The organism is Microcoleus sp. BM001215392 (genome assembly GCF_036700185.1).
Taxonomy (GTDB): domain Bacteria; phylum Cyanobacteriota; class Cyanobacteriia; order Cyanobacteriales; family Microcoleaceae; genus Microcoleus.
Genome location: NZ_JAUBOJ010000247.1, coordinates 1 through 11,128 on the forward strand (window position 1 = coordinate 1; position 11,128 = coordinate 11,128).

The window sequence follows — 11,128 nt, forward strand, 5'->3', positions numbered from 1 at the left end:
TTTCGCCCAAATGCTACGCCCCTACATATACATTTCGACTTTTGCAAGATATCTAATAGAAGACAGTCCTCTCAAAGAGGACTAATGAGTTCTTCAGTCGGCGACCGACGACTTTAGCTTTGAGGCAGGGGTTTCAACCCCTGCCGGACTATGGGTTGTACGTTAAGTTGACACGACGAAAGACATGGCAGTGCCGTGTCCCTACAAGAGCTAAAATTGTGTATTTTACGACTTTTAATAGCTCGCCGAAAAGTAAGCTAAACCGTATTCAGAGGAAGCTGATAAATGACTGGCAACTCAATTATTTTAGCCGTAGACCACAATCAGCGAAACTTGGAACTCCTAGCAAAATTTCTCAACAAAGAAGGATACCAGACGATCGCGGCTGATAGCTTGGAAGAGGTGGTACGGGCGATCGGCGAACCTGCTAGGATCGGAATGGCTTTAGTAGATATTTCTGGCTTCGATCGCCGAATTTGGGACTGCTGCGAACAACTGCGAAATCACGAAATCCCTTTTCTGATACTTTCGCCCAGACAAAGCGCTGCCATTCAGCACGAAAGCCTCTCCCGCGGTGCTCGGAGTATACTGATAAAACCTTTGATCGTTAGAGATTTGCTGTCCATTGTTCACAGCTTGCTGGGAGAACCTGCGTGAGTCAAATTTTATTGCTTGTTGAACAGAAAGAAAATCGCCGCTTGTTGTTAGAATGGCTGGCAGTTTACTATGAAGTATTGCTGCCGAACTTAACTGAAAATATTGATGAAATTTTACCATTAAATCAATCTTTTGACCTGGGTATAGTTGACGGTCTTGCCCTGAAACGCCACTGGCAATGGATTGCTGCCCAAAAACAGGCTGAACACCCGGTGTGTTTGCCTTTTCTGTTGATTACATCTCGCTCGGATGTCGGGATGGCAACGCGATTTATTTGGCAAACTATTGACGATCTAATTATTGCTCCGATCGAGAAGATAGAATTGCAAGCGCGAGTGGAGATTTTGTTGCGATCGCGCCAGTTGTCTTTAACTCTTAAATTGTCTCACGACCAAATCGATCGCACTTTGCAAACAGCCAAAGAACTCAACGATCTCAAAACATCTTTGCTATACATGATTGCCCACGACGTTCGCAATCCTTTGAACTTCATCATCGGTACTACGCAAGTTCTTGCCAGGTACAAATCGAAATTATCAGATGATAGAACACAAGAACTGCTTGACAAAACTCAAGTTGCAGCAAAAAGCATCGATCAGTTATTAGATGACGTTCTGCTGCTGGGTCGAGCTGAGTCAGGAAAAGTGGCGCTTTGTTTGCTACCGCTAGACTTGGCAAAGTTTTGTAAAGAGTTGGTAGCGGAATTTCAAAACAGCCTGAAGTTGAAACCTCAAACTGATGCGGTGACGCTAATTTTTGTGAATCACAGTCAATCGGCTATCGCGTGTTTGGAGGCTAGCTTGCTGCGGCGCATTCTCAGCAATTTGCTGTCTAATGCTATTAAGTATTCTCCTCCGAATACGGAAGTAGTTTTTGAATTAAAACTCACTGAAACCGAGGCTATTTTTTCCGTACGAGATGCCGGAATTGGCATACCTTTGGCAGACCAAGAACGGCTGTTCGATTCGTTTTACCGGGCGAAAAATGTCGGTATAATTCCCGGTACAGGACTGGGGCTGAGCATTGTTAAAAAATGTGTGGACTTGCACGGCGGCGAAATTGCGTTGACCAGCGAAGAAGGTGTCGGTAGTACATTTACTGTAACGCTGCCGATCGCCAAACTTGAAGAACAGCAAGTCTCGCCTGCAACGCCTTAAACTAGATGCAGGCATTATCGTGGGATATTCAGTATGGAACTCGCAGATGTAATGGGGCTAGTCCATCCGGCCGCAGTAGTGCTATTTTTCAAATGGTTTGATCGTTCGGACTTTAGTCCTCTGATTTGGAAGAGGACTAAAGTCCGAACGATCAAACATTTTTTATGAGTGAAATCAAAGTTCTATGGGAGCAATGGCATTTAATAACTCTTCTAAGATAAACCGCAGCAAAGATTGAGTTGCTAATATTAAACCCAATCGGGCTTGGGCGAGTTTTGGCTGTTCTGTTTTGACTTCGCCCCAAATTCTGCACTGACTGTAAAACATCTGAAATGCTGCGCTCAAACTATTGGCTAATTTGAAATAATTAACAGGTTTTTCGGGTTGATTTGCCTCAAAAACCGGAGCTAAACTATCTAGCACTGCGATCAGTTCCGAAATTAAACTGCGTTCTGCTGGAGCTACTAATCGCAGCCGACGATCGCCCTTGTCAACCCAAGGAATAGGATTTGGGGCCGCCAGCGACCAAATTTGCGGCGCTGTGGTGATATCCGGCTGTGCGATCGCAATTAACCGATCGCGATCGGCCATTCGCAGCAGGGAACAGCAGCGGGCGTGGCTGTACTGAATCGGAAACAGCCGATCGGCGGACACAACAGCAGATAAGATGGGATATTCTGGAACAGGGAGCGCAATTTGAGCTAAACGCTGCAACCACGAAGCTAAACCCGCATCAGTCAGCTCCAGCTCAATCGTGCCCGCAGGTACGGCTTTAACGGTGAAATCCGGCCAGCACAGCGGTTGGAGAGTTTCGACCAACTCGGAGGCGATCGCCTGCGGTGTCTGCTGCCAAGTTTTAGCCAATTTCAGGGCGATAGCTGACACGTACACCACCCGCGCCCTATTTTTAACCCGATTTAACGGAATTTCGCTGATTGTCCCTCTCCGGGCGATCGCACCTTGGAACCTTGCAACCAAGAAATGCTTCACTGTAACTTCCGGGCACTTAAAGATATTTAGTGTATCCATATCTGCTCATTTTGCGGTAAAAGTGAATGAACAGTGTTACCGCTAGCGCGATCGTTGTACGTTAAAATGCTGATGTCAGGGGTGGTCGATCGGCTTGAGCGGTCGGCGCTACATCGAAGGAATAAGGCTTATAGCGATTTTATGGCAAAATATACAATAATTTACGATCGACTCTTGGTTGAATCCTACCATTTTGATGTATTTTTTGCTACTTTGAATTTTTAGGTAAAAATGAGAAAAGTCAGCACAGTTAAGAAAGCTGTAAGCTGGATCGGGGGTTGGTTGTCTCACTTTGTATAGAAAAGCGGTCGAAAGCTGTTTTTCTGACTAATTAAATATATCCCAGAGCCTCACTTATGCAATCCACACTTTCCACTCCTCTAGAGACGATCGATCGACCCTTTATCACTTGGCAGCGAATTATCGACTGGGCCCAGGAACACTACCGCTGTCGGACTTTTAGCAAAGACGAGAAAATTCCTGCCAGACCCGGACTGCTGTATTTAGTTCAGAAAGGTTCTGTGCGGCTCGTAGGTAGCGCTCAAGTTAGCGCTACAGCGAAGCCGGGGTTAAAATCGGCTCGCAAAACCACAGAAGAAGCTTTTTTGGGCTTCGTCGGCGCCGGTCAGCCCTTTGAACTGGTGGCTCAGTCTCCGTTTACCCTCCAAGCTTTCGCTCACGCCGATCAAACTCACGTAGTGTGGATGTATTGGCACGATTTGGATAATTGGCCTCACTTCCGCAGGGAAATATTGGATGCGTTTCGCTACCAACACCAGCGAAAGCTGCTGTGGCTAAGCACTTTGGGACAGCGCCGGACGATAGACCGACTGCTGGGTTTTCTCACTTTGTTGATCGAAGAATTTGGGGAACCTTACGTAGGTGAGGCAGAACCGGATGTGGTTCGGGGCTACAGGCTGCCTTGGGCTTTGACTCACGCTCAAATTGGCAGCGCCATCGGTTCGACGCGGGTGACGGTGACGCGGCTGATGGGTAAGTTGCGATCGAAAGGTTTGATTAATACTGAGGATGACAGTTTAATCTGTTTACCTGCTAAGGCTACTCCCCAAAAAACCAAAAATCAAAAGCAGGATCTCGAAGACGATCTCGAAGACGATCTCGAAGACGATCTCGAAGACGATCTTGAAGACGATCTCGAAGACGATCTCGAAGACGATCTCGAATGACGATCTCGATCGAATTCTCTTCTGCGATCGCAGAAACAGCCCACCGCTACTGTAGCAACCGCCCAGAAGGTGAGGAAGTTATTAATTCCTGAAACCCTTGCGGAAGATAACTATTTTATTCTTCCTTATTCCAGCAGCCAGCAGTCAACAGTCAACCCTTCGAGTTGCTTCAACTGCGCAGAAGCGCGAGTTTAGTCGAATCAACTCGAACTACAGGCCAAGCTGTCAACCCTCAAGCGGTCAACAGACTTCTTCGGTGTACGATGAATTGTATAAACTTTTCCCGTTCTCTATCTTGTGCGACTGACAATGACCGTGAACCAACCAAAATCTCCCATCCGGAACCATCAGAAACGGGTGGTATTCTGCGACTTTGACGGCACAATAACTGTTGAGGAAACTTTTGTGGCAATGCTCAAGCGTTTCGCACCGGAATTGTCGTCTCAACTGATGCCGGAAATGTACGCAAGAAGGTTGAGCTTGCGATCGGGCGTGCGACAGTTACTAGAGTCTATTCCCTCGGAATGTTATGCCGAAATTAAGGAATTTTCGAGGGGAAAGCTGATGCGGCCGGGATTGGTGGAATTGCTGGATTTTTTGGACGAGCAAAAAGTAGATTTTGCGATCGTTTCCGGTGGGCTTCGGATTATGGTAGAGGCGGTGATGGGTGATTTGGTACACCGGGCGATCGCAATCTATGCTGTGGATGTGGATGCTAGCGGCCCTCGCTTGCAAGTCAATTCTGAGTTTGAAGGAGATTCAGAATTGGTGTCTAAGGTGCAGGTGATGCGCCTGCACCCGGCCGGGGAACAGGTGGCGATCGGGGATTCGCTGACTGATTTTAACATGGCTTTGCAGGCGAACTCTGTGTTTGCGCGCGATCGGCTGGCTGAGTATCTCGACGAACAGCAAAAGCCTTATACTAAATGGGATAATTTTTTTGATGTGTTGGAACATTTGTCCCAGAAATGGAATTGAAACTATCGCCTTTCTCAGGTGAATTAGATGCTCCTGGGCATAGGGCATAGGGCATGGGGCATAGGGCATAGGGCTGCGGTATTTGTATTGGTAAAGTGCGCGTTGCACACCCTGCATTTAGGTATGCCAGCGCAATTCCTATTTACCTAAAAGTAGATAAAAAACAGAGGATTAGCAGAGAATGAGTGGCGATTTGAGATCGGAATTAATTGTAGCAGCCAAACATTTTTACGATCGCGGTTGGATGGCTGGGACTGCTGGCAATCTTTCAGCCCGCTTACCAGACGGCAGTTTTTGGATTACTGCTAGCGGGCGCCAAAAAGGGCAGTTAACCCCTTCAGATTTTATCAGAATGAACTTAGACGGCGCGATCGTCGAGCAACCAGTTCCCGAAGCCCGCCCTTCCGCCGAAACCAGCATTCATTTAGCCGTTTACAATTGTTTTCCAGAGGCTAAAGCTTGCTACCACGTGCATTCAATCGAAGCAAATTTAGTTTCTCGGCTGACCGCAGGCGATGCAGTGTCTTTACCCGCGATCGAAATGCTCAAAGGCTTGGGGGTATGGGAGGAAAACCCCCAGGTGTCAATGCCCCTATTTGCAAATTATTTAGAAGTACCTAAGATAGCAAAAGAAATTTCTGAATTTTTTGCCGTTTCATCGCCCTCCGTACCCGCTTTGTTAATTCGCGATCACGGCATCACAGTCTGGGGTGACTCAACCGCCGCCGCCTACAATTACGTAGAAATTGTCGAATACATTTTTCGCTATACACTCGCAGCCAGCCAATTAAATTTAGATTTGAAATGTTAAATCTAAGATTATTTATGCAACTGTGCATCAATACGCAATGATTTAGGGTGTACCTGCCAGGAGCTTAGAGCCATTACTTACCGCGCTCTAACTGACCGTTCAAACTATTTTTTCCCAACTTTACGCAACAATAAAACATCGAGAACAGGCAACAATTATGGCTAAATTTACTCGAATACTCTCCATAGATGGTGGCGGAATTAGAGGGATTATTCCCGCACAAGTCGGAGTTACCCTTGAGTCAAAGCTACAACAAAAAAGCGGCAACCCAGATGCCAGAATAGCTGACTATTTTGATTTAATCGCCGGCACGAGTGCGGGAGGGATTTTAACCTGCATCTATTTGTGCCCCGATGCCAAAAATCCCAACAGACCCCGGTGGACTGCTCAAGACGCGGTTAATTTTTCCATCAATAGCGGTCGCGAAATTTTTAAGAGTTCATTTTGGCAAACCCTCGAATCTCTTGACGGTTTGATCGATGAGAAATATGCCAGCGATGCGTTAGACAAATTCTTTTTGGAAAATTTTAGAGATTGCAAACTCAGCGAGCTGCTGAAACCTTGTTTAATCACCGCCTACGATGTCGAAAAGAGAAAAGCTCACTTTTTCAACCAAATAGATGCCAAAAAATATCTAGCAGCCGACTATTCGATCAGAGATATTGCCAGGGCCACATCTGCCGCTCCCTCTTACTTTGAAATTCCCAAAATCTACTCTTTTACAAAGGAATCCTACGCTTTAATTGACGGAGGAGTATTCGCAAACAATCCCGGACTTTGTGCTTATGCGGAAGTCAGAAATAAATTAAGAATTCCCGAGGTTCGCTCCGACAAAGGCCCGACAGCAAAAGACATGGTAATTTTATCCCTAGGTACGGGACAATCTCAGAAAAAATTCCCCTACGAAAAAGTTAAGAATTGGGGTAAAGTAGAGTGGGTTCAGCCTTTAATTAATATCATGATGACGGGAGTTTCGGAAACTGTAAATTATCAAATGATTCAAATTTTTGATGCGATTGACAAGCCCAATCAATATTTGAGAATCAGTCCGGATTTGAGCAGTAAAGAACCGCTGCCGATCGATGATGCCTCCTTCGAGAAAATATCTACTCTGGTGAGCATGGGCAAGGATCAAGCCAAAAAATATGATGCAGAGCTGGATAATTTTATCGATTTGTTGTTAGCCGAGTAGCCGTCAAATTTTAGTTGTTAAATTGAATAGTTTAACAATTGGAAAGACTGATGTAACACACAATTTTGAGTTTGACTATGGTTGTGTTTTTGGAAGAAATTGTGCTCGGTTAGTCGATTCGAGTTTTTAAATTTTAGAATCAATGACTGCCAATCTAAAATTTAAAATCTCAAATCTCAAATCGTCTAACCCACCAATCCTAAGGCTAGCCGACTGAAAATATATGTTGACAAATTGTGCAATAATTGCTGTACAATTGGCAAAAATCTCTATGTAGCAGTGCTTAGCGCTGTTTGCAATGAATAATAGCCAGCCTTGAGTCATTGGTTAAAAAATACCAAAAGCACGATCGACATTTTGATGAAACCTTCAAGAACAGGTGGTTTCAGCGGTTTTTAGTGACGCTGTTCCTAGGCGGTCAAGTGCTGCTGCGCGTAGTCCAAGGCAAAATAGACCGCCGCAAAATCATGGAACATTTAGTAACAGTCGGCCTAGATTCCTTGCGTTCGGTGCTGTTAATAGCCTTTTTTGCCGGCATGATTTTTACAGTTCAATCGGCTAGAGAATTGATTAGGTTTGGGGCGGTTGGGGCGGTGGGAGGTGCTTTTGCAGTGGCATTTTGTCGCGAATTAGCACCCGTTTTAACGGCGGGCGTGGTGGCGGGACAAGTAGGTTCGGCTTTTGCGGCGGAGATAGGAGAAATGCAGGTGACGGAACAAATAGACGCCCTGTATATGTTGAGAACAAATCCGGTTGATTATTTGGTAGTCCCGAGGGTGATAGCTTGCTGCGTCATGCTGCCGATTTTAACCATTTTTTCGGTGGCGGTGGGGATTTTGGGCGGGCTGTTTGTGGCGGTTAATTTTTATGAGTTGGAACCGTCGGTATTTTTGGAATCGGTGCGGACTTTTTTGGGGCCTTGGGATTTAGTAACTGTGGCGATTAAGAGTGTAATTTTTGGGTTGATAATTGCGCTTGTCGGTTGCGGCTGGGGATTGACGACGGCGGGCGGAGGGAAAGGGGTAGGTCAAGCTGCAACGGCGGCGGTTGTGACTTCTTGGGTGTTTGTTTTTGTGGCGGATTTCTTTTTATCGTTGTTAATGTTTCACGAGTTGGGAATTACGAGAAGTGGGGGGTAATTGAGAGATTGGACGTAGGGTTTAAACCAGGTTTATACAGTAATTGTTGTTAGAAAACTCGGCGGTTGAAACCGCGTCTATACAAACGAAACAAGCCGGACGCAGGTTGAAGAAATCATTAGATAAATTAAGAAGACGGGCGCGGTTGAAACCGCGTCTATACAAACGAAACAAGCCGGACGCTGGTTGAAGAAATGATTAGATAAATTAAGTTCGTAATTAGGAATGAAAGTCCTGATTTATGGTGCAGGAATATAAGGAGGGCGATAAACTCGAATTTCCTTAATAGGAACTGTCCCATCTGTTTCGGGGATGATTTCGAGGATGTGTTTGGAGTTGCTCAAATTCTGAGCCAATGTTGTAGGATATTCGCGACTTGAATCTGCAATTTGTGGCAGAATGTAGGAATCAACAAACATCGGCTTAACCTGCCAGAAAATCTCAAATCCTTTAGGCGTAGGCGTTTTAGAGTATTCATAGGCATTTTGCAGCCACCAGTTTTTCGGTTCCATCGCGACGCGGCCCGATTTTGAAACAAACATTTCTTCGTTTGTACCGCTGCCGTCGTAACCTGTTTTAGAACCTATAACGTCAAATTTAAACTTGCTGGCGTCGCTGTTAATGTCGGTAATGACGGCTTTCCAATCTTCGACGATGAGCGGTTTTTGATGGGATATTTGGATGATTGCCGGCCAACCGACGCCAAGACTGGGGCTGGGTCTAGTGATGCTATAAAGTTCGGGAAATTCTGAAGGTTTTTTGCCGTCGATCGCAATTTTAGCAGAAATTGCCTCGCCCTTGAAGGTTCGATCGGCGATCGCATCTATCCGATTTCCTTCAAACTCCAAAACCAACTTACCATCTTGCCACTTAACATCCTTACCAACCGTATAAGTTTTAACTAAATCCTGCTGCGCGGTTTGAGGAAGATTTGGATTGTATCGCAGGTGCGGTTTAATCAAAGCCGCTAGCAGAAAATTTCCCCAACTGTTGAGATGAATCGAGTCGCTCAATAGCTGCTGTGGCTGCAAGCGGTTGTCTTTGAGATATCTCAGCCAAGGTGTGCGAATTTCTGCGATTTCGCAGCCGTATTTATCGGCCAACTCTGGCAACCATTTAGTAGAATGAGTGTTGTGCCATTCATATCTTTTAAGTTGTTCTGGATCGTCGCTTTTACCTGTCGGCATCCAGTCAATATGGTCTGAATGCAAGAGTATTTCGCTAGTAGTGCGGCGGCGGACATTGGCAATTATCGCTTCGTAATCTTCACCGCCTCCGTAGACGTGAAAAATTAGCAAGTCTGGATAAAAAGGATACAAATCGTGTTCGCTAGGACGGATTAAAATCGGGGCGGAAAATCCTCCGATTGCCCGATTTTCTACAATCAAATCTGCGGAGGGAAATCGCTGTTTTAAATCTTGGGCGACATCTTGCCACCAATCTTGCTGAGTGATCGATTGACCGTAAAATAAGATGCGTACCTGCTGGCGTTGTGCGGGGGTGCTGGCGGCTAGTAACCCCATCGTTCTTTGAATCCTAGCTCCAAAATTAGGATTGTTTGCCATAGCAGCGGGCGGGAACAATGGCATTTCAGCAGCTCCTTTTTGGAGGAGCCCAACTGACAGGAAACTCAAGCACAAACAAAGCAGCCACCAGTAGCGATAAATTTTGAATTTTCTACTATTTCCAGGCTGCTTTGCCATTGTTTGATTTTTCCGTTCTCTAAACTTACTGATAACTATCAAGGCTAGCTTTAGGGTACGCGGCGGCGCACCTTCCCTGAGAGGTAGGGTGCTGCGCAACTTGCGAGAGCTGTATACTAGATGGCAATGGGCACTACCATAAGTTGCTTGGGCCGAATGCCTTCTCGATCGGCTTTGGGCCTTCTCTATTTGCTATTTTGCCAAATTGAGCGGGACAAAAAGTGATATAATGCCAGCTAAATTAATTACAGGAGATCGATCGCACGTCCAATGGATTACAAAACAGCCCGCGGTTTTCTGCTCGACCAAGGAACAGCCCTCGAAACCAAGAAAAATCCCGACGCCTTCCTGATCCGTCTCAAACAAGGTCAGCCGCCCGTACCCGGACAGGTGACATCGATTTTATTAGCTTTAAAAATATTGTTTGATGGGCTGCAAGAATCTCCAATGCTCGATCGACAATTAATCTCGGCACTGCATTTACTCTCAGTAGAAAGTTTGCAGCAATTTGATGCCGGACTTCGCAGAGGAGTTTCTTGGCCGCCGCTGCTCAAAGAAGACTTAAATCGAATTGCGAGATCCGTCAAGAATATCTTTTCTGGCGTCTGGAAATAATTAGGTTAGTCTACGGGCGATGTTTTTCAAGAGCAGTTGTGAAACTTTACTCGCGAAAGCTTTCCAGGGATGCCAAAAGAGCCGGAAGTCCTGCCAGCGAGGCCGACACTAAAGCCTCATCTTTGTAAACTCGCGATCGGGGACTGCGGATATTTTTAGCAGCCGAGGTTTTAGAGCCTCGCAGCTCTTTATTGCCGGTTTCGACTAGCCCTAAATTTCTGGTTTCTCGGTTCAGGCAAAACATAGCAGTATCCTCATTTAATCCGTAGAGTTGCGCCGCCAAGTTTCTCGGGGCACGCTCAATATTTCTATTGTTACTCAGATTGGCAACAGATATGAAACCATGAAATAATTATTCATGATAGGCAAAATTTAAGTTAAGCGGCATGATAACTCTTATCAAAATTAATAACAACTCTTATTAATTTGTTACAGATAGTGTTTGTTTGAGCCGATCGCAGCGGCACAGACACCAGCTACATAGGTTTTTAGTTTTTCCTAAAGTTTTCTTTGGCGGACTCATGTCCGCACGTGCGTTCCTCCTACATAGGTTTTTAGTCATTCATCAAGTTTTCTTTGGCGGACTCAAGTCCGCACTACAAACCTGGCGGACTCAAGTCCGCACTACAAACCTGGCGGACTCAAGTCCGCACTACAAAC

General features: G+C 45.7%; 11 protein-coding genes. 8 read left to right on the forward strand and 3 right to left on the reverse strand.

Annotated elements, in window-relative coordinates:
* Positions 1-285 precede the first annotated feature (285 nt).
* Positions 286-657: a response regulator gene (locus QT974_RS22620; RefSeq protein ID WP_333470670.1), complete on the forward strand. Its 372-nt coding sequence runs from the start codon at positions 286-288 to the stop codon at positions 655-657.
* Positions 654-1,814 (forward strand): ATP-binding response regulator, encoded by a 1,161-nt coding sequence (locus tag QT974_RS22625; RefSeq protein WP_333470671.1) that lies wholly within the window; start codon positions 654-656, stop codon positions 1,812-1,814. The genes QT974_RS22620 and QT974_RS22625 overlap by 4 nt, the downstream gene beginning before the upstream one ends.
* Before the next feature lie 174 nt (positions 1,815-1,988).
* Here QT974_RS22625 and QT974_RS22630 read toward each other — a convergent pair whose 3' ends face one another.
* Entirely contained in the window at positions 1,989-2,843 is an 855-nt protein-coding gene (locus QT974_RS22630) for a DALR anticodon-binding domain-containing protein (protein ID WP_333470672.1), read from the reverse strand.
* Positions 2,844-3,199: 356 nt separating this feature from the next.
* On the opposite strand from QT974_RS22630, the gene QT974_RS22635 reads away from it, so the two are divergent.
* The 5 genes from QT974_RS22635 to QT974_RS22655 all read left to right on the forward strand — a co-directional run bounded on the left by QT974_RS22635 (position 3,200) and on the right by QT974_RS22655 (position 8,150).
* The gene (locus QT974_RS22635) at positions 3,200-4,030 is read left to right on the forward strand and encodes a Crp/Fnr family transcriptional regulator (protein ID WP_333470673.1); all 831 of its coding nucleotides are present in this window, start codon (positions 3,200-3,202) and stop codon (positions 4,028-4,030) included.
* 309 nt (positions 4,031-4,339) lie between these two features.
* Positions 4,340-5,008 carry an HAD-IB family phosphatase gene (locus QT974_RS22640; RefSeq protein ID WP_333470674.1) on the forward strand — a complete coding sequence of 223 codons (669 nt, stop codon included), beginning with the start codon at positions 4,340-4,342 and terminating at the stop codon, positions 5,006-5,008.
* Positions 5,009-5,189: 181 nt separating this feature from the next.
* Entirely contained in the window at positions 5,190-5,819 is a 630-nt protein-coding gene (gene mtnB / locus QT974_RS22645) for a methylthioribulose 1-phosphate dehydratase (RefSeq protein ID WP_333470675.1), read from the forward strand.
* Positions 5,820-5,976: 157 nt separating this feature from the next.
* Positions 5,977-7,011 carry a patatin-like phospholipase family protein gene (locus tag QT974_RS22650; protein WP_333470676.1) on the forward strand — a complete coding sequence of 345 codons (1,035 nt, stop codon included), beginning with the start codon at positions 5,977-5,979 and terminating at the stop codon, positions 7,009-7,011.
* 323 nt (positions 7,012-7,334) lie between these two features.
* Positions 7,335-8,150, forward strand: a complete 816-nt coding sequence (locus QT974_RS22655) for an MlaE family lipid ABC transporter permease subunit (RefSeq protein ID WP_333470677.1) — start codon at positions 7,335-7,337, stop codon at positions 8,148-8,150.
* A gap of 239 nt (positions 8,151-8,389) precedes the next feature.
* Here QT974_RS22655 and QT974_RS22660 read toward each other — a convergent pair whose 3' ends face one another.
* A complete protein-coding gene (locus QT974_RS22660; protein WP_333470678.1) occupies positions 8,390-9,853 on the reverse strand; it encodes an SGNH/GDSL hydrolase family protein in 1,464 nt (487 codons plus the stop codon).
* Positions 9,854-10,123: 270 nt separating this feature from the next.
* Between QT974_RS22660 and QT974_RS22665 the strand changes: the two genes are divergently transcribed.
* Positions 10,124-10,468, forward strand: a complete 345-nt coding sequence (locus QT974_RS22665; RefSeq protein ID WP_333470679.1) for a Dethiobiotin synthetase — start codon at positions 10,124-10,126, stop codon at positions 10,466-10,468.
* Between the two features lie 46 nt (positions 10,469-10,514).
* On the opposite strand, the gene QT974_RS22670 is transcribed toward QT974_RS22665, so the two are convergent.
* Entirely contained in the window at positions 10,515-10,712 is a 198-nt protein-coding gene (locus QT974_RS22670; RefSeq protein ID WP_333277668.1) for a hypothetical protein, read from the reverse strand.
* Positions 10,713-11,128 lie beyond the last annotated feature (416 nt).

Coding starts and splice junctions, on each gene's coding strand:
- QT974_RS22635 (WP_333470673.1), top strand. CDS start 3,200: ATGCAATCCACACTTTCCACTCCTCTAGAGACGATCGATCGACCCTTT.
- QT974_RS22670 (WP_333277668.1), bottom strand. CDS start 10,712: ATGTTTTGCCTGAACCGAGAAACCAGAAATTTAGGGCTAGTCGAAACC.
- QT974_RS22640 (WP_333470674.1), top strand. CDS start 4,340: ATGACCGTGAACCAACCAAAATCTCCCATCCGGAACCATCAGAAACGG.
- QT974_RS22660 (WP_333470678.1), bottom strand. CDS start 9,853: ATGGCAAAGCAGCCTGGAAATAGTAGAAAATTCAAAATTTATCGCTAC.
- QT974_RS22665 (WP_333470679.1), top strand. CDS start 10,124: ATGGATTACAAAACAGCCCGCGGTTTTCTGCTCGACCAAGGAACAGCC.
- QT974_RS22620 (WP_333470670.1), top strand. CDS start 286: ATGACTGGCAACTCAATTATTTTAGCCGTAGACCACAATCAGCGAAAC.
- QT974_RS22630 (WP_333470672.1), bottom strand. CDS start 2,843: ATGGATACACTAAATATCTTTAAGTGCCCGGAAGTTACAGTGAAGCAT.
- QT974_RS22650 (WP_333470676.1), top strand. CDS start 5,977: ATGGCTAAATTTACTCGAATACTCTCCATAGATGGTGGCGGAATTAGA.
- mtnB (WP_333470675.1), top strand. CDS start 5,190: ATGAGTGGCGATTTGAGATCGGAATTAATTGTAGCAGCCAAACATTTT.